Origin of the sequence: Kribbella sp. NPDC003505, assembly GCF_040610875.1 — a bacterium.
GTDB lineage: Bacteria > Actinomycetota > Actinomycetes > Propionibacteriales > Kribbellaceae > Kribbella.
Map to the genome: position 1 here is coordinate 38,527 of NZ_JBEXNA010000002.1, position 19,337 is coordinate 57,863.

A 19,337-nucleotide genomic window follows, 5' to 3' on the forward strand; every position below is an offset into this window, starting at 1 on the left:
CCGGGAGACTTCAGTACGGGCAATCGCGCGGACAGCTGGTGGAACTGCTCCATCAAGAGCTCGGCAAGACCGGAACATCAAGTTCGCCACCCTGCCCGACGACACCTTCCCCGCAAGGGCACGCCGGTCGCCGGGAGAGAAGGCGCGTGCCCAGTGGGTGGTAGCTGCAACGATCCGAGCCCGGCGCGCCTGGCGGCGGACCCGGCCGTGCATCCAGCTCCCAGTCGGCTTGAGGTGTGTGGCTGGGTTCGACGGTCACCAATTGGTTCACGAAGCAGCTTGGGTGGGCTGGGGTGTTTGCTGGTGTGGGCCCACGAATAGCCCACAAAATAAGGGGATTCTCGTTCGGAAACTGTCGGTGGGACCGTCTAGAGTCAATGCCATGGAACTTCTGGGCGAGCGGCCGGTGTGGTCGATGAGTGGCAGCGAACTGCTGTCCACTCTCGACACGCTGGAGGCCGAGCTGGCCCGCCGGGAGGCGTACCGGCTGAGCGTGATCGCCGCGATCGAGTCCACCGGGTACGCCGAAGAGCTCGGGGCCCGCGACACCGCCGAACTCCTACGCTTCCGGTACCGCCTGGACGCCCCGGCCGCCCGCCGCACCCTCCGCCTGGCCCAGACCGCCCCGCACTACCCGGCCGTGGCGGCCGCCCTCGAGGACACCGCCTCCTGCGAGGAGTCCGACGACGGTGCTGGCGGTGGTGGTGCTGGTGGTGGCTGGTTGCTGCGGCCGGCGCAGGCGGCCGCGATCGTGTTCGGGCTGGACCGGGTCCGCTCCCGGGTGCCGGTGGAGCACCTGGACGCGGCCGCGGAGCAGCTGGTCGGGCTGGCCGGTCATTTGTCGCCCGGTGAGCTGCGGACGGCCGCGAAGGAGATCGCCGATCTGCTGGACTCCGACGGCCCCGAGCCTGAGGAGCAGAAGGCGTATGAGCGGGAGTCGTTGACGCTGTCGGCTGCGGACAACGGGGTGAAGTTCAAGGGTTTTCTGGCGAACGAGAACGCCGAGCTGTTGCGGGCGGTCGTGCATGCCGGGGCTCGCCCGTACAAGACTGTCGACGGCGAACACGATCCGCGGTCACGTGACAAGCGCCAGGCCGACGCGCTGTCGGATGCCTTGAGTATCGCCGCCGCCGTGTGGGACACCACCGGCCCCACACCCAGCCCCACCGCCGGCCCCACACCCGCCACCGGCCCCGCCACCGGCCCCGCCATGGGCACCGCGGGCACCGCGGGCACCGAGGACACCGTAAGCACCGCGGGTACAGGGGGCGCCGCAAGCACCGCGGATATAGGGGATATGGCAGGCACCGCGGGTGCCGCGGCTTCGGCGGCTGAGAGCGCCGCGGGTACGGGTGGTCGGGTGGCCGGGTACGGCGCGAAGGCGACCATCACCGTCACGATCGACTTCGACGACCTCAAAGCCGCGACCGCGGACGCGGTCGGGCGCACCGTCTACAGCGGCGGGCTGTCCGCGGCCACGATCCGGCGGCTGGCCTGTGACGCGAACATCATCCCGCTGGTGCTGGGCTCGAATTCGGAGCCGCTGGATGTGGGGCGCCGGGTGCGGCTGGTCACCACGGCGATGCGCCGCGCCCTGGAGGCCCGTGACCGTGGCTGCGTGGTCTGCGGAGCCCCGCCGGTCATGTGCGACGCCCACCACCTGATCTCCTGGATCGACGGCGGCCACACCAAGGTCTCGAACCTGGCCCTGCTGTGCCGTCGGCACCACACCGACCTGCACAAGGGCCGCTGGCACATCACCATCACCAACGGCGAAGTCCACGTCGCCCGCCCAAGCTGGGCCGAACCCTCACGCACCATCACCGCCGCCCGACGCACAGCACCACCGAACGCCCGGCCACGACGCACGGCACCGCCGGACACCCTGCTACGACGTACGGCACCGCCGGACACCCTGCTACGACGTCCGGTGTCGCCGGACGGCCAGCCACTCGCCCGCGTGGAGAGGACCGCCGACGGCGGCATCCACGTCGCCGGCCCGGGCTGGGCCGACCAGCCGGCCAGCTCCGTGGCGCGGAGTACGGCACCGCCGGAGGCCGAGTCACCCGGGCGCAAGGAAACCGACGTCGACCGGTCGCGATGGCGGGCCGACGAGGCCGCACTTCAGCAAGCGGCCGCCTTCGCAGCGACCGGCTGAGGCCGGACACCACAACAACAACCTCCTCCCCGCGGGCCATGCGAGCAGGAGGCTGTTGTGCTGCGGCGCAGGCACGTACACGCAGCAGCACCCGTACAGGTTGGGCTCCTACACGCAGCGGTCGCTGTCCGCGTCAGGAGGTCGGGATCCTTCAGTGGCCGCGGGCAGCGTGGCTCGTCGTGGGCGGCGTCCGTCCGCTGCCGCTCGTGGTGGCCGTAACGGCCTACGGCAGCCGGTGCGGACATGGCAAGCAGGGCAGCGGAGGCCTGGATGTTCGAGCGTTGACGGAGGCGTTTGCTGGAGCTGGTGCGCTCGCTGCCCGGGCGGTTCCCCGTCGGTATCAGCGTCCTGTCGACCAGCCCCTCGAGCTGCTCGGCCCGGCTCGTTGACGCCGGCGCCGCCCGACGCGGCACATGTCGGGAGTACGCCTGGCTGACGTTCTGCCGCAGGTACCTCGGCGTCAGCGACCTGCTCGTGCAACCCCGCGGCGGCAGATGCCCACAGCCCTGCGACCGGTCGCCGAGAACCTGAGACACCTGCCGATCAACTCGGTGATACGCAGACAAACCTACGGCTGATCGGCGAAGCCGGGCGCGACTCGAATCTCTTCTCTCTGAGGCTATTCAGAAGTCACTAGCCGAGCATCGGCGGGCGCCCGAACGTTCCCTTTCGGCGTCGGGGATCCGGAACACGCCAGGCAGCACCGTCGAACTTGCGGCTGACCCAATGAAGCCAGCCACCACTCTGAATCTCTCTTGCTTCTTTGATCTCTCCTTCAAGCTCTTCCCCGAAGAGCTCACCGAGACCTCTGAATACTTACCTACTTCGCGTAGAGGGCCTCGACGTCCGCGCCGTACTTCTCCATCACGATGTGGCGGCGCAGCGACAGCTTCAGCGACAGTTCGCCGGACTCCTGGGTCCAGTCGATCGGCAGGATCGAGAACTTCTTGATCGCCTCCGCGTGCGAGACCGAGGCGTTCGCGTCGTCGATCGCCTTCTGCACCTCGGCGATCAGTTCGGCGTCCCGGGTCAGCTCGGCCGGGTCGGTCGGCTTCCCGCGCTCGGTTGCCCACGGCACGATGGTCTCCGGGTCGATCGTGATCAGCGCGGCGATGAACGGCTTGCCGTCGCCGACCACCATGCACTGGCTGACCAGCGGGTGCAGCCGGATCTGGTCCTCCAGCAGCGTCGGCGCGACATTCTTGCCGCCGGCCGTCACCAGGATCTCCTTCTTCCGGCCGGTGATCTTGATGAACCCGTCGACGTCGAACTCGCCGAGGTCGCCGGTGTGGAACCAGCCGTCGGCGTCGATCGCGGCCGCGGTCGCCTCGTCGTTCTTCCAGTACCCCTGCATCACCTGGCCGCCCTTGAAGAGCAGCTCGCCGTCGTCCGCGACCGCGACGGTGACGCCGGGCAGCGGCCGGCCCACGGTGCCGATCCGGATGTCGTCGGGCAGGTTCACCGACACCGCGGCGGTGGTCTCGGTGAGGCCGTAGCCCTCCAGGACCGGTACGCCGATGCCGCGGAAGAAGTGGCCGAGCCGGTCGCCGAGCGGGGCGCCGCCCGAGACGGCGTACTGCACCTGGCCGCCGAGCACCGCGCGCAGCTTGCCGTAGACGAGCCGGTCGAAGAGCAGGTGCTTGGCCTTCAGGCCGAACGACGCGCCGCCCTTGTCCTGGGCCTGCGAGTACGCGATCGCGGTCTCCGCGGCGGCGTCGAAGATCTTGCCCTTGCCGTCGGCGTGCGCCTTCTGACTGGCCGAGTTGAACACCTTCTCGAACACCCGCGGCACGCTCAGGATGAACGTCGGCCGGAACGCACCCAGGTCGTCGACGAGGTTCTTCACGTCGGCGCTGTGCCCGACCTTGACCCGCTTCATCACGCAGCCGACCTGGATGATCCGGGCGAACACGTGCGCCAGCGGCAGGAACAGCAGCGTGCTAGCACCCGTGGTGTCGAAGAGGTTGTCGAGGATCTTCACCGCCGGGTTGAGCTCGTCCATGAAGTTCGAGTGGCTGATCTTGCAGCCCTTCGGGCGGCCCGTCGTCCCGGAGGTGTAGATCAGCGTGGCCAGGTCGTCCGGCGTGACCGCGGAGCGGCGCTTGTCGAATTCGGCGTCGCTGACCTCCTGGCCGAGCGCGGTCAGCTGGTCGACGGCGCCGGCCTCGATCTGCCAGACCTCCTGCAGCGCCGGCGCCTCCGCCCGTGCGGACTCGACCACGGCGCCGTGGGTCGCGTTCTCGACGACGGCGACGACCGCCTCGGAGTCGGTCAGGATCCACTGGACCTGCGACGGCGACGAGGTCTCGTAGATCGGCACGGTGACCGCGCCGATGCTCCAGATCGCGTAGTCGACCAGCGTCCACTCGTACCGCGTCGGGCTGAGCAGAGCGACTCGCTCGCCATGCTTCACGCCGGCGGCGATCAAGCCCTTCGCGACACTCGTCACCTGCCGCGCGAACTCGGCCGCGGTGACGTCGGTCCAGGTCGTGCCGGTGCGGCGGCTGAACACGGCGGTGTCGGGATGCGAGGACGCGTTCGCCCACACCGGGTCGCTCAGGCTCCCGGTGGGCGCTTCTGTCACAGCAGGAACGGTGTACTCACGCATCCGCGTCTCCTCAGTCGGTCACGAATTGTCGACTTCCGGCGCACGCTACAGTCACCTACCCACAAGTAGCCAGGTTTATGTGACCCACGGAACTATGGACTAGCTTCTAGCCATGCCGTTGCTCGACATCAGTTGCGACGACCTGGTCGTTGCTGATCCAGCCTACGTCGCCGAGCGGCTCGGTTCGGACACCCTCTGGCGCGAGTGGTGGCCGGACCTGACCCTGACGCCGTCCGAGCGGCGCGGCCTGGAGGGGGTCCGGTGGGCCGTCACCGGCGCCGCGACCGGTACGGCGGAGTGGTGGCTGGAGGCGGTCCGCGACGGGGTCGTCGTGCACTGGTACCTGCGGGTCGACCCCGCGAAACCGGTCCGCGGCCGCGCGGCCGAACGTTTGAAGGAGCGGTACGTCGCGGCGTACCGGAAGCGGCTGTGGGCGTTCAAGGACGAAGCCGAAGCGGGCCGCGCGGCGGGCGAACGCCGTCCCGGGGCCGATCCCGCGATAGTCTCCGGTGAGGACATCGGCGCCGGCACCACCCGGCCCGGCGGCCCCCCGCACCAGACCCGACCGGCGAAGAGGTGAATCGATGGCGGAACAGACCACCTCGACCATCCAGGTGAACGCGACCCCCAAAGAGATCATGGCGGTGATCGCGGACTTCGCGGCGTACCCGGAATGGGCCGACTCGATGCGGGAGACCGAGGTGCTGTCCACCGACGAGGCCGGCCGGCCGAACAAGGTGCGCTTCAAGGTGGACGCCGGCGCGATCTCCGACGAGTACACGCTGGCCTACGTCTGGTCCCGCAACGAGGTGACCTGGACGCTGGTCGAGGCGAAGATGGTGAAGGGTATGGACGGCGCCTATGTCCTGAAGGACCTGGGTGCGGAGGGGACCGAGGTGACGTACCGGCTGGCGGTGGACGTGGCGATCCCGATGATCGGGATGCTGAAGCGCAAGGCCGAGAAGGTCATCATCGACACGGCCCTGAAGGGCTTGAAGAAGCGCGTCGAGTCGTAAGCCAGTGACTCGGGTTCTGCTGTATACGGGTAAGGGCGGCGTGGGCAAGACCACGTCCGCCGCGGGGACGGCCACGCTCGCGGCGCTGCGCGGGCTGCGCACGCTGGTGCTGTCGACGGACGCCGCGCACTCGCTGTCGGACGCGTTCGACTCCGAGGTCGGGCCGGAGCCGACCGAGATCGACGACCTGCTGTTCGTGCAGCAGATCGACGCGCAGCGCAAGTTCGATCGGTCCTGGGGCGACATCCAGAGTTACCTGCGCTCGGTGCTGCACACCGTCGGGGTGGACCCGATCGAGGCCGAGGAGCTGACCGTGCTGCCCGGCGCCGCGGAGGTGCTCGCGCTGCTCGAGGTGCGCGACCACGTCCGGTCCGGCCGCTGGGACGTGATCGTCGTGGACTGCGCGCCGACCGCCGAGACGCTGCGGCTGCTGGCGCTGCCCGAGGCCCTGAACTGGTACCTCGAGCGGATCTTCAACGCCGAGCGCAAGATGATGCGCACCTTCCGCCCGTTCCTGAACCGCGGCTCGAGCATCCCGGTGCCGGACGACACCGTCTTCGACGCGCTGCGGCGGCTGCAGGCCGACCTGTCGGACATCCGGACGCTGCTGGCCGGCCCGGACGCCTCGGTGCGGCTGGTCCTGACGCCCGAGGCGGTCGTGGTCGCCGAGGCCCGGCGCTCCCTGACCCGGCTGTCGCTGTACGGGTACCGCGTCGACGGCGTCGTGGCCAACCGCGTGTTCCCGGCCGCCGGCGCCGACACCTGGCGGCGGCAGTGGGTCGCCGCCCAGCGCGGGATCCTCGAGGAGGTCGCGGACTCGTTCCGCCCGCTGCCGATCTGGGAGTCGCCGTACCGGGTCTGCGAGCCGGTCGGCGTCGAGGAGCTGGCCGCGTTCGCGGTCGAGATGTACGGCGGGGACGACCCGTTCGCGCGGGCCACCGCCGACACGTCGCTGTGGGTGGACCGGCACATCGACACCGACGGCCGGACGTACACGCTGACGATGCCGTTGCCGTTGGCATCCGCCGACGAGCTGGAGCTGGCGCGGCACGGCGACGAGCTGATCATCACCGTCGGGTCGTACCGGCGGGTGCTGCCGCTGCCGGCCGCCCTGGCGCGCGGCGTGGTCGCGGGTGCCCGCCTGGACGAAGGCCGGCTGCAGGTGCGGTTCTCGCCGCGGGAGACCGCGCGGCCGGTCGCGCCCGAGCTGCCGAGCGGATCCGGTCCGCTGGAGTCGGCGCAGGAGCTGGCCCAGGGCTTGACCGCCGAGTACCACGAGCAGCTGACCCGGCAAGAGGCCGCGCGGTGAGCAAGGACCCAGTGGGCTCCGTCGCGGAAGAGGCGGCGAAGCTGTTCGCCGTACTGCAGAACGCCGCGAGTGCCGCGCCGCCCGCGGGCGACAGTACCGCTGACGACAGCGCCGCCGAGCACGGGCACGAGCACAAGCTGGGGCCGGACTGCGTGTGGTGCCCCGTGTGTCAGCTGATCCACCGGGTGCGGAACACCAGCCCGGAGACGGTCGAGCAGCTGTCGACGGCCGCCGCGCACGTGCTGGGCTCGTTGAGATCTCTGCTGGAGGCCGCCGCGGACGCGGCCCGGCAGGCGCGGGAGGACGCAGCGTCGCGGTCCTCCGCAGCGGAGGAGGAACCGGCCCAAGAAGCGACCCGGTCCCGGGTGGACCGGATCGACGTGAGTGAGGACCCCGAACCATGGGACTGACGATCGGCATCGATGTCGGCGGTACGAAGATCGCCGCCGGCGTGGTCGACGAGACCGGCGCCATCATCGCGCGGACGCAACGCGACACCCCGGCCGAGTCGACCGACGCGACCGCAGCGGCGATCTGCGACGCGGCCGCCGAGCTGATCGCGGCGCACGCCGTGCAGGCGGTCGGGATCGGCGCCGCCGGGTTCGTCTCGTCGGACCGGTCGACCGTACTGTTCGCGCCGAACCTGGCCTGGCGCGACGAGCCGCTCGGCGCGCGGGTCGCCGCGGAGCTGAGCATCCCGGTCGTGGTCGAGAACGACGCGAACGCGGCCGCCTGGGGCGAGTTCGCGTTCGGCGCCGCCAAGGACGTCGAGCACATGGTCTGCATCACGGTCGGCACCGGGATCGGCGGCGGCGTCGTGATCGACGGTGAGCTGCTCCGCGGCGCCAACGGCGTGGCGGCCGAGCTCGGCCACATGCGCGTCGTGCCCGGTGGACACCGGTGCGGCTGCGGTTCCCGCGGCTGCCTGGAGCAGTACGCCTCCGGCAAGGCGCTGGTGCGAGAGGGCAGGGCGCAGGCCGAGTCGGGGTCGCTGGCGGCGGTGCAGATGCTGAGCGTGTGCGGCATCACCGACCCGGCCGAGCTGACCGGCCCGATGATCACCGACGCGGCGATGCAGGGTGACCCGTGCGCCGTCGAGCTGCTCGAGGACCTGGGCCGCTGGCTCGGTGAGGGAGTGGCCAGCCTGGCGACCATCTTCGACCCCACTCTGGTCGTGATCGGCGGCGGTGTGAGCGCGGCGAAGGACCTGATCATGAAGTCCGCGGTGCAGGCGTTCGAGAAGGTGCTGCCGGCCAAGGCGAACCGCCCGCACGCACCCTTCACCCTCGCCGAGCTGGGCAACGACGCCGGCCTGATCGGCGCCGCCGACCTGGCCCGGCAGCCGGCCGCAGTGCCGGCGACGTCCCGATGATTGTCCTGACCTGGGATACTGGAGGCTGTCCGGCGGGGGTCGCGAGAAGGGTCGAACCTTGGCTTTGACGCAGGCTTTGACGATCGGGATCGACATCGGCGGGACCAAAGTGGCCGCCGGGGTGGTCGACCCCGAAGGCAACATCCTGGACCGGTTGCGCCGCGACACGCCGACCAAGGACCCCAAGGAGACCGAGGACGCGATCGCCGAGATCGTCCACGACCTGGAGTCGCGGCACGACGTGATCGCGGTCGGCATCGGCGCCGCCGGCTTCGTCGACGGCACCCGGTCGTCGGTGCTGTTCGCGCCGCACCTCGCCTGGCGGCACGAGCCGCTGCGGGACGCGGTCGAGCGCCGGCTCGGCCTGCCGGTCGTGGTCGAGAACGACGCGAACGCGGCCGCCTGGTCGGAGTGGCGGTTCGGCGGCGGCCAGGGTGAGAGCCATCTGGTGTGCGTCACGCTCGGCACCGGCATCGGCGGCGCGATCCTGAACGACGGCGCCTTGCAGCGCGGGAAGTTCGGCATCGCGGGCGAGTTCGGGCACATGCAGGTGGTTCCCGGCGGCCATCGCTGCGAGTGCGGGAACCGCGGCTGCTGGGAGCAGTACGCGTCCGGCAACGCGCTCACCCGGGAGGCCCGCGAGCTGGCGCTGTCCGGTTCGCCGGTCGCGCACAACCTGCTCCGGGCCGCCGGCGGCGACCCGAGCAAGATCAACGGCCCGATGGTGACCGAGCTGGCCAAGGACGGCGACCCGGTCGCGGTCGAGCTGCTCGAGGAGGTCGGCCGCTGGCTCGGTGTCGGCCTCGCGAACCTGGCCGCCGCGCTGGACCCGGGCACGTTCGTGATCGGCGGCGGCGTGTCCGACGCGGGCGAGCTGCTGCTGGCGCCGGCGCGGGAGGCGTTCAAGCGGACGCTGACCGGTCGCGGGTTCCGCCCGGAGGCCCGGATCGTCCGCGCGGTGCTCGGTCCGGAAGCAGGTCTCGTCGGCGCGGCCGACCTGGCCCGTGAAGAGGCCACCTGGTTGCGCAGGGTGCGGGTGAAGACCACCGCCGTGACCGCGAAGACGGCCGCGGCGCGCGGACGCTCGACCCGCCTGGAGCGAGCAGCCCGCAAGTCCGCGGGTCGCCGTACCGGGATGCGGGCCGCCGCCTCCGACCACGACCTGCACCACGCCGACCCCGACGCATGACCGACGGCTCCCTCCGGGTGCTGTCGTACAACGTGCACCGCTGGGGTGACGACCGTACGGCGCTGGCGCGGGTGGTGCGGGCGTGCGCGCCGGACGTGATGCTGGTCCAGGAGGCGCCGACCTGGTTCGGGACGCGGCGCAAACGGCGGGCGATGGCCGCGACGTTCGGTCTGCGGTACGTCGCGGCGTCCGCCCGGAACGCCATCCTGGTTGCCGACGGCATCGAGCTCGCCGAGCCGCTGCACTGGCGGATCTGGCGCCCGTTCGTCCGCCGCCGGCTGAACTTCGTCGCCACCCAGCTCCCTGGCGGCGCCGTCGGCGGCTACGTGCTCGTGGGCGCCACCCGGCTGGCCGTCGTCTGCTGCCACCTCGGCCTGCACATCCTCGGCCGCCGGCGCGAACTCGAGCAGATCCTGCGCCGCTGCCGGACGTTCGGCGCGCCGTACCTGCTGGCGGGCGACCTCAACGAAGAACCCGACGGCCCGGTGTGGAAACGCCTCGCCGAAGAGGGCCTGACCGACCTGGGCGCCGACGCGGGCCCGACCTTCAGCTCCACGGACCCGCACAAACGCATCGACGGCGCCCACCTGTCACCGACCCTGCAGGGCCGCATCCTCCCGGCCCCCGCTGCACCCGAGGACCTGGCCGCCGCCTCCGACCACCTCCCGATGCTGATCGAGCTCAGCGTCAGGTAGTCAGTTCTTCTTGCGGTTCAAGAAGGCGAGCATCGCTTCCTGGGCCGCGGGGGAGCCGAACAGGGAGGCGGAGAGCTCGGCGAGGTCTTTGCCGCGGGCATCGATATCGGCGAGCAGCTCACGGTTGAGGAGCTTCTTGGTCTCGCGCAGCCCCTGCGGGACGCCCTTCAGCAGCGACGACAGCACCGTGTCGACGGCGCTGTCCAGGTCGGCGTCCGGCACGGTCAGGGTGAGCAGCCCGAGCCGGGCGGCCTCGAGCGCGTCGAACCCGTTGCCGGTGAGGAACGTGTACGCCGCGGCGCGGTCCGTGAGCCGGGGGAGCACCGTCAGCGAGATCGTCGCCGCGGCGAGACCCAGCCGGACCTCGGTCAGCGCGAACGTCGCGCTCTCCCCGGCCACGCTGATGTCGGCGGCCGCCACGATGCCGATACCGCCGGCCCGCACCGGCCCGGCCACCCGCGCGACGACCGGCTTCGGGTTCGCGACGATCGCCCGCTGGACGTCGACCATCCGCTGCGCCCCGACGCCCATCCCGACCGTCGTCGCCTCCGACAGGTCCGCTCCCGAGCAGAACACGTCCAGCGCCGACCGGATCATGATCGCCCGGACGGCGTCGTCCGCCCCCGCCGCCTCCAGTTGCTCCAGCAGTTCGCCGGTCAGCTGCTGCGACAGTGCGTTCTTGTTGTGCGGCGAGTCCAGCGTGATCGTGGCCACACCGCCGGCGACGTCCAGGTGCACGAGTTCGGTCATGCCGTCATCCAAACATCCTCACGGCCCCGAGGGGGAGGACCTGGGGCTCAGCGGATCGGCGTGCCGGTGCGTGATCTTCCACTCGTTGTCCTCGCGCCGGAAGATCATCGTGGCGCGCAGTTCGTGCGGGACGGGGGCGGGCTGGGTGACGTGGTGGACGGTGCAGCGCTCGATCGCGACGGTGTACGCCGTGTCCGCGCCGACGTAGGTGTCGAGGTACTCGAAGTCGACCGTCCCGCCGGTGTCGCGGAACTGCGAGGACGCCCACTCGTACCGTGGCCCGATCTCGGACCAGCCGACCTCCTGGCCGCCGAAACCGCCGAAGATCGAGCTCTGCTCGCTGCGCGACACCAACGGCAACCACAGCGACGGATCGCCGTTCACGAACGCGGTGTTGGCCTCCTCGAACCGTCGCAGGAACGTTTCGAAGTCCTGGTTCATGACTCCAGCCTCTACTCCGGCGGGGGTCACTTGCCGTCGGCGTAGGTGGGAGACAGCTCACGCGCCAGGTGCTCGACGAACAGGCCGACGTCGGTGACGATGCCGCGGGCGTGCGACGATCCCCGGTCGGCCAGTTTGGTGACGGTGGCCGGGTTGATGTCGACGCAGGTCAGCGGGATCGACGCGGGCAGAATGTTGCCAGTAGCAACTGAATGCAGCATGGTGGCGGCCATCAGGCAGTACCCGACGCCCGGCAGTTCGGCCCGCATCGCGCGCTGACCCTCGAGGACGTCGGTGTAGACGTCCGGCAGCGGACCGTCGTCGCGCACCGACCCGACCAGCACGAACCGGTTGCCGTTCCTCACCAGGGCGTGCATCACGCCCGACGTCAGCACGCCCTGCTCGACGGCAGCCGCGATCGAGCCGGCCTTGCGGATCGTGTTGATCGCCCGGATGTGGTGTTCGTGCCCGTGCTCGACCCCGCGACCGCGATCCAGATCGACGCCGAGCGACGTACCGTACAGCGACGACTCGATGTCGTGCGTGGCCAGCGCGTTCCCGGCGAACAGCACGTCGACGAAGCCGGCCTCGACCAGGGCCACCATGGCCGGCGCGGCCCCGGTGTGGACGATGCCCGGCCCGCCGACCCAGAGCACCTTGAGGCCGTTCGCCTTGGCTTCGCGCATCCCGTCGGCGACCTGCCGGACGAGCACCCGCTGTGGCTTCTCGCTGGACACGTCCGACTCCATGAAGCCGAACCCGCCCTCGGTGGACTCGCTGAGCGGCGGGATCACCCGGACGCCCTGGGCGCTGGTGATGATCTTCATACCGGCGCGGACCTCTGACATCGGGATGGTCCGGACGGTGCTGGGCTCCGGGTCGCCCTCGACCAACAGCCCGCAGTCCATCTCCGGGTTGCGGACCTCGACCCAGTGCCCGCCCAGCCGCACGTTGGTCGGCAGGTTGGTGGTCGAGTAGAAGCCGTCCGGGAAGACGCCGTCCTGCACCACCTCGGTGATCTCCGGCTCGCCCGGGTTGACCAGGTTCGCGCCCTTGGTCTGGATCCGCATCAGCAGCCGCTGCAGCGCCTCCTCGTCCTCGGCGCCGACCGTCATCCGGACCGTGGACGGGTCGTCCTTGTCGTAGCCGAGGTCGAACTTGTCGAGCGTGTACTCGCCGCCGTACCCGCGGATGTCGTCGAGGACCCGGGACAGCAGCCCGGTGTCCATCAGGTGGCCGGTGATCTCGACGGTCTCGGTGACCTGCACGGGGCGCCCTCCCCAAATCGAATCGGATGTGTCGGATTGTCCGACGATCCGCACTCTAGCTCAGACGACGGCCCCGTCGTCGCCGCCGTCGCCCGGAGGGAGCCGGTCCTTCATCCGGAACACCAGCGTCAGGAACCCGCCGATGAACCCGGCGACCGCGAGCGTGGTGATCCGGCCGGTGCCGAAGTCCAGCAGGGCGGCCGCGATCAGCAGCAGCGGCCCGCCGAGCAGCCCCAGCCAGGCGAGCCGGCTGATCCAGTCCAGTCGCGGGCCGCGCGGCGGCTCCGGCGGGACGTAGTGGTCGTGCGGGTCGTCGGCCTTCTTGGCCGGCGGCTCCTCGTCCTCCGCGGCCTTCTCCTCGACGGTGAGACCGGCCGGTACGTCGATCAGCGGCTCGTACTTGTCGTCGACGTCCTCGCTGACCGGCCAGCGCGGCACCGGGTCCTCGCCGCCGTCGTGCCCCGGCGCGGACGGCTTGCTGAACTGCTCCACCAGCGACCGCCACTCGGCGTCCTCGGTGCTGCGGTCGATCACCGGGCGGGCCCGGTCCACCGCCTCGGCGTCGACGAAGATCTCGTCGTACCCGACCGGGATCCGGGCCGGTGCCTCCTCGGCCTCCTCCGGCGTGCGGGCCTCGTTCTGGTTCTCGCAGTACGCCGCGATCCCGGCCGCGGCGAGCGCGTCCAGGACCGGCTCGGCGACCAGCGGGTCGATGCCCCCGAGCGATGTGTACGACGCGGCCGTCAATCCGTTGTCACGCATCGCTGGGCTCGTTCTCGGGCTCGCTCCCGGGCTCGATCCGCGGCCTGCTCAGCCGGCCGATGAAAGCGGTCGAGTCCGCGAAGATCCGCGGCGCGTCGTTGTCCAGGGTTGCCACGTGATAGCTGTCCTCGAGCAGGGTCTCGGTCACGTCGCGGGACGAGATCGAGGACAACACGGTCCGTCCCGAGCTCGGCTCCACCACATGATCGACAGTACTGCGGAACAGCAGGACCGGCTGCGTGATCTTCGCCAGGTCGTCCCGGGTGACCTTCCACAGCCGTGACAGCGAGTGCAGGGCGCGCAGCGGCATCCGGTCGTAGGCGCGCTCGTCGACGCCGGGCTTCTTGATGTCGTTCGAGATGCCGGGGAACGAGGGCACCAGCCGGGAGAGCACCGGCAGCAGCGCCAGCCGCTTGTCGTCGGTCCGCACCGACGGGTTGATCAGGACCAGACCGGAAACGTCGGCGCCGTGCTGCTCCGCGAGTCGCAGCATCAGGCAGCCGCCCATCGACAGGCCCACCAGGAACACCTGGTCGTGCTCCTTGCGCAGCCGCTCGAACTCGTTGTCGAGTACTGCGTACCAGTCCGGCCAGGAGGTCTTGTTCATCTCCTGCCAGCTGGTCCCGTGACCGGGCAGCCGGGGGACCGCGACGCCGTACCCCTCGGCGGCCAGATGCTCGGCGAACGGCTTCATCGACCACGGCGAGCCGGTGAACCCGTGGCTCAGGAGCACGCCGACGGCGGCGTTCTCCCCGGTGCCGGGACTGCGAAACTCCTCCGCGTGGGCTTGCACTGGCACGCTCGACTCCTCGCCGCTCACGGTCCTCACAACCGCGCCCCGGACCATCCCTCGAAGGCGCGAGACAATCGTCGCATCTGGGCTGCGTCCAGTCTGCATCCAGCCTGCATCCAGGTGACAACACGGTGAGCAACACCCGCATTCCTGGCGGTGACATTGCCTGAGAGGGAAGCTGGAACGTAGTGTCCGCACCGGAAGGTGGCGCGCCGGAGTTGTCGCGTGACCGCCACCGGCGTGCACTGGTGCCGGAATGGGTACGGTCCGACCATGGCTGGAGAGGCTGGGGCGGATCCTGCGTGAGTGCTGTCGGGTGAGTGTGTCGGGCGAGTGACGGAGGTCGAGGCGGATGCTGTACCTGTTCCTCAGACGGTTCTTGGTCGCACCACTGGTGAAGCTGCTCTTCCGTCCCAAAGTGACCGGGGTGGAGCACGTGCCGACCGAGGGTCCGGCGCTGCTGGTCTCCAACCACCTCGCGTTCTGCGACTCGATCTTCCTGCCGGTGTCCGTGCCGCGGCAGATCGTCTTCCCGGCCAAGTCCGAGTACTTCACCGCTCCCGGCCTGAAGGGGAAGCTGGTCGCCACGTTCTTCCGGTCCGTGGGCCAGATCCCGATCGACCGCTCCGGCGGCCGCGCCTCGCTGGCGGCGCTGAACACCGGTCTCGGGATCCTCGAGAAGGGCGGCCTGTTCGGGATCTACCCCGAGGGCACCCGCTCGCCCGACGGCCGGCTGTACAAGGGGAAGACCGGCGTCGCGCGGATGGCGATCGTGGCCGGCGTCCCGGTGATCCCGGTCGCGATGATCGACACCGAGAAGCTGCAGCCGCCGGGCCGGATCTGGCCGAACTGGTTCTACCGTGAGAAGGGCCGGCTGCTGCCGCGGCTGGTGCGTCCCGGTGTGGCGTTCGGCACGCCGCTGGACTTCTCCCGCTACGAGGGCATGGAGCGGGACCGGTTCGTGCTGCGCTCGGTGACCGACGAGATCATGTACGCGCTGATGGACCTGTCCGGCCAGGAGTACGTCGACATGTACGCCGACAAGGCCAAGGAGCTGATCAAGGCCGGCGAGTCCGTCGACGAGCACCTCCGCCTCGGCGACACCAAGGCCAGCTGACCACCTGCCCGATGGACAGCGACTTGAACGTGCTCGGCGAGCCGCTCGAGGAGTGTGGGACCGATCCCGTCACCGGGTTCTACCGCGACGGCTGCTGCACGAGCGGGCCCGAGGACCTCGGCAGTCACACCGTCTGTGCGGTGATGACCACGGAGTTCCTGACCCATCAGGCGTCCGTCGGGAACGACCTGGTCACACCCCGCCCGGAGTACAGCTTCGCCGGGCTCCGGCCGGGCGATCGCTGGTGCGTCGTGGCCGGCCGCTGGCTCCAGGCGTACCACGACGGCGCCGCGGCTCCCGTCGTCCTGGCGTCCACGCACGCGCGGGCGCTGGAGACGATCCCGCTCTCGGTGCTGCGCGCACACGCCGTCGACGTCCCGCCGGACCCCCGCTCGCTGGCCTGAGACGTTCACGCTGCGTCCGGCGGGTTCGCCTAGAGTTGGCTCCATGCAATTCGCGACGTTGACGGCTGGGCAGGTTCCCGGGGTTCCCACGCTGGACGAGCTGCGCGGGCTGAAGCCGCTGCAGCAGCCGGAGTGGCCGGATCGAGAGGTGCTGGAGCAGGTGATCGCCGAGCTCCGGACGCTGCCGCCGCTGGTGTTCGCCGGTGAGTGCGACGACCTGACCGCGAAGATCGGGGCGGTCGCTCGCGGTGAGGCGTTCATCCTCCAGGGCGGCGACTGCGCCGAGACGTTCGCGGGCGTGACCGCGGAGAACATCCGGGCCAAGCTGCGGGTGCTGCTGCAGATGTCCGTCGTCCTGCAGTACGCCGCCAGCGTGCCGGTCGTGAAGATCGGCCGGATCGCGGGGCAGTACGCGAAGCCGCGGTCGTCCGGCGAGGAGACCCGCGAGGGCGTGACGCTGCCGTCGTACCGCGGTGACGCCGTCAACGGCTTCGACTTCACCGCCGAGTCCCGGATCCCGGACCCGCAGCGGCTACGCGGTGTGTACAACGCGGCCGCCGCGACGCTGAACCTGACCCGCGCGTTCACGACCGGCGGGTACGCCGACCTGCACCAGGTGCACGCCTGGAACACCGATTTCGTGAAGTCGTCCCCGGTCGGCGTCCGCTACGAGCAGCTGGCGTCCGAGATCGAGCGCGCGCTCGCGTTCATGCGGGCCTGCGGCGCGACGTCCGACGAGTTCAAGACCGTCGACTTCTACGCGTCGCACGAGGCGCTGATCCTCGAGTACGAGCACGCGCTGACCCGGATCGACTCGCGCACCGAGCAGCCGTACGACGTGTCCGGCCACCTGCTCTGGGTGGGGGAGCGGACCCGGCAGCTGGACGGCGCGCACGTCGAGTTCCTGGCCTCGCTGTCGAACCCGCTCGGCGTGAAGATCGGCCCGACCACCACCCCGGAGTACATCCGGGCCTTGATCGACAAGCTGAACCCGAAGGGCATCGAGGGCCGGCTGACCTTCATCACCCGGATGGGCGCTGGCAAGATCCGCTCCGCCCTGCCGCCGCTGCTGGAGGCCGTCCGCGACCACGGTTCGCCGATCGCGTGGGTGTGCGACCCGATGCACGGCAACACCTTCGAGACCCCGAACGGGTACAAGACCCGCAACTTCGACGACGTGATGGACGAGGTCCAGGGCTTCTTCGACGCGCACGAGCAGGTCGGGACCTGGCCGGGCGGCGTCCACATGGAGCTGACCGGCGACGACGTCACCGAATGCCTCGGCGGCGGCGAGGAGCTGGTCGCGGAGGACCTCGTCAACCGGTACGAGACCGCCTGCGACCCGCGCCTGAACCGGCACCAGTCGCTCGAGCTGGCGTTCCTGGTCGCGGAGCGGCTGCGGGGCGCACAGGCATGACTGTCGATCTGCGGTCGGACACCGTCACACGTCCGTCGGCGGAGATGCTGGCCGCGATGACGTCGGCCCCGGTCGGCGACGACGTGTACGGCGAGGACCCGACCGTCAACGCGCTGGAGGAGCGGGTCGCCGGGCTGCTCGGGCACGAGGCCGGGCTGTTCACGGTCACCGGCTCGCTCGCGAACATGCTCGGCGTCCGGGCCCTGGTCCCGCGCGGCGGCGAGGTGCTGTGCGAGGCCGGTGCGCACATCGTCCGCGCCGAGCTCGGGTCGCACGCCGTGTCAGCCGGTGTCACGACCCGGACCTGGAGCGCGCCGTCGGGGCAGATCGACCTGGAGCAGATCCGGTCGCTGATTGCTCCCGACCTCGGCCCGTACTTCGTCGTGACGTCGGCCGTCTCGGTCGAGAACACGCACAACTTCGGCGGCGGGTCGATCCAGCACTCGTACGACGCCCTGGCCGACGAGCTGGATGCCGTTGGGCTGCCGCTGCATCTCGACGGCGCCCGGTTGTGGAACGCCGCCGTCGCCACCGGTCGTACGGTGTCGTCGTTCGCTTCCCGGGCCGCCGCGGCCAGCGTCTGCCTGTCGAAGGGCCTCGGCGCGCCGGTCGGCTCGGTGCTGGTCGGGTCGGCGGAGCTGATCCGCGAGGCGCGGATCTGGCGGAAGCGGCTCGGCGCGGGCTGGCGGCAGGCCGGCGTCCTGGCCGCGGCCGGGCTGTACGCCGTCGAGCGCAACGTCGAGCGGCTGGCCGAGGACCACGCGAACGCCCGCGCGATCGCCGCGGTGCTCGCGGACGCGGCGCCCGGTGCGGTGAAGCCCGACCAGGTCGAGACGAACATCGTGGTCGTCGATCTGGCCGGCACCGGTCACACCGTGCCCGAGGTGGTGGCCGGGGCGCGTGACGCCGGCGTACTCGTCGGGGGTGTCGGCGCGACGCAGCTGCGGATCGTCACGCACCTGGACGCATCGGCGGCCGACTGCCGTACGGCCGCGGAAACCCTCGCGCGACTGATCGGTTAGGGTGCAGCTGTCGGGGTCGCAGCGTTCGGGGAGAGCCGTGCGAGAGATCGTCGTGTTCAGCGGAAGTGCCCACACCGAGTTGGCGGAGCAGATCTGCAGGGATCTCGGCGTACCGCTTTCTCCGGTCGAGATCCATCGTTTCAGCAACGACTGCCTGCAGGTCCAACTGCAGACGAACTGCCGGCAGCGCGACGTGTACATCGTGCAACCGCTGGTGCCCCCGACGCAGGAGCACCTGATGGAGCTGCTGCTGATGATCGACGCCGCCCGCGGAGCCTCGGCGCAGCAGATCACGGCGGTCATCCCGCACTATGCGTACGCGCGGTCCGACAAGAAGGACGCCTCCCGGATCTCGATCGGCGGCCGGCTCGTCGCCGACATGCTGACCACGGCCGGCGCACACCGAGTCCTGACCATGGCGTTGCACGCGCCGCAGGTGCACGGGTTCTTCTCGGTCCCGGTCGACCACCTGACCGCGATCGGCGTCCTCGCCGACCACTTCCGCGGCCGCGACCTGTCCGACACCGTCGTCGTCAGCCCCGACCTCGGCAACGCGAAGACCGCGACGCAGTTCGCCCGGCTGCTCGGCGTACCCGTCGCGGCCGGCAGCAAGCAACGGCTGGCCGACGACCGCGTCGTCATCGACGCCATCGTCGGCGACGTGGCCGGCAAGCAGGCGATCGTCCTCGACGACGAGATCGCCACCGGCGGCTCCATCATCGAGCTGCTCGACCGCCTGAAGGACCGCGGCTGCACGTCCGCCGCGGTCGCCTGCACCCACGGCCTGTTCGCCGGCGCCGCCGTCGAACGCCTCCGCGCCCACCCCTCGATCACCGAGGTCATCAGCACCGACACCGTCCCCCGCCCCGACGGCTTCCCCGAACTCCAGGTCACCTCGGTCGCCGGCCTGTTCGCCGAAGCCATCACCCGGATCCACGACGGTGAATCCGTCAGCAGCCTCTTCGACGGCGTCGACCCCACCCACGCCCCACCGCAGCCCAAGCTCCCGTTCTGAC

Annotated in this window: 19 protein-coding genes; 13 read left to right on the forward strand and 6 right to left on the reverse strand. The window is 70.5% G+C overall.

Features of this window, described 5'->3' with window-relative positions:
- Positions 1-382 precede the first annotated feature (382 nt).
- Entirely contained in the window at positions 383-2,158 is a 1,776-nt protein-coding gene (locus ABZX12_RS04635; RefSeq protein WP_355691297.1) for a DUF222 domain-containing protein, read from the forward strand.
- Positions 2,159-2,978: 820 nt separating this feature from the next.
- On the opposite strand, the gene ABZX12_RS04640 is transcribed toward ABZX12_RS04635, so the two are convergent.
- Positions 2,979-4,766 carry an AMP-dependent synthetase/ligase gene (locus ABZX12_RS04640; RefSeq protein ID WP_355689815.1) on the reverse strand — a complete coding sequence of 596 codons (1,788 nt, stop codon included), beginning with the start codon at positions 4,764-4,766 and terminating at the stop codon, positions 2,979-2,981.
- A gap of 112 nt (positions 4,767-4,878) precedes the next feature.
- Between ABZX12_RS04640 and ABZX12_RS04645 the strand changes: the two genes are divergently transcribed.
- The 7 genes from ABZX12_RS04645 to ABZX12_RS04675 are packed head-to-tail and all read left to right on the forward strand — an operon-like array spanning position 4,879 to position 10,347.
- Positions 4,879-5,346, forward strand: coding sequence for a hypothetical protein (locus ABZX12_RS04645; protein WP_355689817.1), 468 nt, complete (start codon positions 4,879-4,881; stop codon positions 5,344-5,346).
- Between the two features lie 4 nt (positions 5,347-5,350).
- Positions 5,351-5,782, forward strand: a complete 432-nt coding sequence (locus ABZX12_RS04650; protein ID WP_131342091.1) for an SRPBCC family protein — start codon at positions 5,351-5,353, stop codon at positions 5,780-5,782.
- Positions 5,783-5,786: 4 nt separating this feature from the next.
- The gene (locus ABZX12_RS04655; RefSeq protein WP_355689818.1) at positions 5,787-7,091 is read left to right on the forward strand and encodes an ArsA family ATPase; all 1,305 of its coding nucleotides are present in this window, start codon (positions 5,787-5,789) and stop codon (positions 7,089-7,091) included.
- Positions 7,088-7,501: a hypothetical protein gene (locus ABZX12_RS04660; RefSeq protein ID WP_355689820.1), complete on the forward strand. Its 414-nt coding sequence runs from the start codon at positions 7,088-7,090 to the stop codon at positions 7,499-7,501. Before ABZX12_RS04655 ends, ABZX12_RS04660 begins: the two co-directional genes overlap by 4 nt.
- Positions 7,492-8,463 (forward strand): ROK family glucokinase, encoded by a 972-nt coding sequence (locus ABZX12_RS04665; RefSeq protein ID WP_355689822.1) that lies wholly within the window; start codon positions 7,492-7,494, stop codon positions 8,461-8,463. Before ABZX12_RS04660 ends, ABZX12_RS04665 begins: the two co-directional genes overlap by 10 nt.
- Positions 8,464-8,521: 58 nt before the next feature.
- Positions 8,522-9,652 (forward strand): ROK family glucokinase, encoded by a 1,131-nt coding sequence (locus ABZX12_RS04670; RefSeq protein ID WP_355689824.1) that lies wholly within the window; start codon positions 8,522-8,524, stop codon positions 9,650-9,652.
- Positions 9,649-10,347 carry an endonuclease/exonuclease/phosphatase family protein gene (locus tag ABZX12_RS04675; protein WP_355689826.1) on the forward strand — a complete coding sequence of 233 codons (699 nt, stop codon included), beginning with the start codon at positions 9,649-9,651 and terminating at the stop codon, positions 10,345-10,347. The genes ABZX12_RS04670 and ABZX12_RS04675 overlap by 4 nt, the downstream gene beginning before the upstream one ends.
- Here the strand turns inward: ABZX12_RS04675 and ABZX12_RS04680 are convergent, their stop codons facing one another.
- From ABZX12_RS04680 to ABZX12_RS04700, 5 genes are read right to left on the reverse strand one after another with little or no spacing between them, the layout of a single operon-like run.
- On the reverse strand, positions 10,348-11,097 hold the full coding sequence (locus ABZX12_RS04680) for an enoyl-CoA hydratase-related protein (protein ID WP_355689828.1): 750 nt from the start codon (positions 11,095-11,097) through the stop codon (positions 10,348-10,350). It abuts the gene before it with no gap.
- Between the two features lie 18 nt (positions 11,098-11,115).
- Positions 11,116-11,538, reverse strand: coding sequence for a nuclear transport factor 2 family protein (locus tag ABZX12_RS04685; RefSeq protein ID WP_355689829.1), 423 nt, complete (start codon positions 11,536-11,538; stop codon positions 11,116-11,118).
- 26 nt (positions 11,539-11,564) lie between these two features.
- Positions 11,565-12,806 carry a TIGR00300 family protein gene (locus ABZX12_RS04690; protein WP_355689831.1) on the reverse strand — a complete coding sequence of 414 codons (1,242 nt, stop codon included), beginning with the start codon at positions 12,804-12,806 and terminating at the stop codon, positions 11,565-11,567.
- Positions 12,807-12,866: 60 nt separating this feature from the next.
- Positions 12,867-13,568: a hypothetical protein gene (locus tag ABZX12_RS04695; protein ID WP_355689833.1), complete on the reverse strand. Its 702-nt coding sequence runs from the start codon at positions 13,566-13,568 to the stop codon at positions 12,867-12,869.
- On the reverse strand, positions 13,561-14,367 hold the full coding sequence (locus ABZX12_RS04700; RefSeq protein WP_355689835.1) for an alpha/beta fold hydrolase: 807 nt from the start codon (positions 14,365-14,367) through the stop codon (positions 13,561-13,563). The genes ABZX12_RS04695 and ABZX12_RS04700 overlap by 8 nt, the downstream gene beginning before the upstream one ends.
- Before the next feature lie 346 nt (positions 14,368-14,713).
- Between ABZX12_RS04700 and ABZX12_RS04705 the strand changes: the two genes are divergently transcribed.
- The 5 genes from ABZX12_RS04705 to prs are packed head-to-tail and all read left to right on the forward strand — an operon-like array spanning position 14,714 to position 19,336.
- Entirely contained in the window at positions 14,714-15,478 is a 765-nt protein-coding gene (locus ABZX12_RS04705) for a lysophospholipid acyltransferase family protein (protein WP_355689836.1), read from the forward strand.
- A gap of 11 nt (positions 15,479-15,489) precedes the next feature.
- Positions 15,490-15,882, forward strand: coding sequence for a DUF2237 domain-containing protein (locus tag ABZX12_RS04710; RefSeq protein WP_355689838.1), 393 nt, complete (start codon positions 15,490-15,492; stop codon positions 15,880-15,882).
- A gap of 43 nt (positions 15,883-15,925) precedes the next feature.
- On the forward strand, positions 15,926-17,299 hold the full coding sequence (locus tag ABZX12_RS04715; protein WP_355689840.1) for a class II 3-deoxy-7-phosphoheptulonate synthase: 1,374 nt from the start codon (positions 15,926-15,928) through the stop codon (positions 17,297-17,299).
- Positions 17,296-18,321, forward strand: a complete 1,026-nt coding sequence (locus ABZX12_RS04720; protein ID WP_355689841.1) for a GntG family PLP-dependent aldolase — start codon at positions 17,296-17,298, stop codon at positions 18,319-18,321. Before ABZX12_RS04715 ends, ABZX12_RS04720 begins: the two co-directional genes overlap by 4 nt.
- Before the next feature lie 37 nt (positions 18,322-18,358).
- On the forward strand, positions 18,359-19,336 hold the full coding sequence (gene prs, locus ABZX12_RS04725; protein WP_355689845.1) for a ribose-phosphate diphosphokinase: 978 nt from the start codon (positions 18,359-18,361) through the stop codon (positions 19,334-19,336).
- Position 19,337: the final 1 nt, after the last annotated feature.

What these genes read in the sequence shown, in the direction of transcription:
- ABZX12_RS04635 (WP_355691297.1), top strand. Translation starts at nt 383, where the DNA reads ATGGAACTTCTGGGCGAGCGGCCGGTGTGGTCGATGAGTGGCAGCGAA.
- ABZX12_RS04640 (WP_355689815.1), bottom strand. Translation starts at nt 4,766, where the DNA reads ATGCGTGAGTACACCGTTCCTGCTGTGACAGAAGCGCCCACCGGGAGC.
- ABZX12_RS04645 (WP_355689817.1), top strand. Translation starts at nt 4,879, where the DNA reads ATGCCGTTGCTCGACATCAGTTGCGACGACCTGGTCGTTGCTGATCCA.
- ABZX12_RS04650 (WP_131342091.1), top strand. Translation starts at nt 5,351, where the DNA reads ATGGCGGAACAGACCACCTCGACCATCCAGGTGAACGCGACCCCCAAA.
- ABZX12_RS04665 (WP_355689822.1), top strand. Translation starts at nt 7,492, where the DNA reads ATGGGACTGACGATCGGCATCGATGTCGGCGGTACGAAGATCGCCGCC.
- ABZX12_RS04675 (WP_355689826.1), top strand. Translation starts at nt 9,649, where the DNA reads ATGACCGACGGCTCCCTCCGGGTGCTGTCGTACAACGTGCACCGCTGG.
- ABZX12_RS04680 (WP_355689828.1), bottom strand. Translation starts at nt 11,097, where the DNA reads ATGACCGAACTCGTGCACCTGGACGTCGCCGGCGGTGTGGCCACGATC.
- ABZX12_RS04685 (WP_355689829.1), bottom strand. Translation starts at nt 11,538, where the DNA reads ATGAACCAGGACTTCGAAACGTTCCTGCGACGGTTCGAGGAGGCCAAC.
- ABZX12_RS04695 (WP_355689833.1), bottom strand. Translation starts at nt 13,568, where the DNA reads ATGCGTGACAACGGATTGACGGCCGCGTCGTACACATCGCTCGGGGGC.
- ABZX12_RS04705 (WP_355689836.1), top strand. Translation starts at nt 14,714, where the DNA reads ATGCTGTACCTGTTCCTCAGACGGTTCTTGGTCGCACCACTGGTGAAG.
- ABZX12_RS04710 (WP_355689838.1), top strand. Translation starts at nt 15,490, where the DNA reads ATGGACAGCGACTTGAACGTGCTCGGCGAGCCGCTCGAGGAGTGTGGG.
- ABZX12_RS04715 (WP_355689840.1), top strand. Translation starts at nt 15,926, where the DNA reads ATGCAATTCGCGACGTTGACGGCTGGGCAGGTTCCCGGGGTTCCCACG.
- ABZX12_RS04720 (WP_355689841.1), top strand. Translation starts at nt 17,296, where the DNA reads ATGACTGTCGATCTGCGGTCGGACACCGTCACACGTCCGTCGGCGGAG.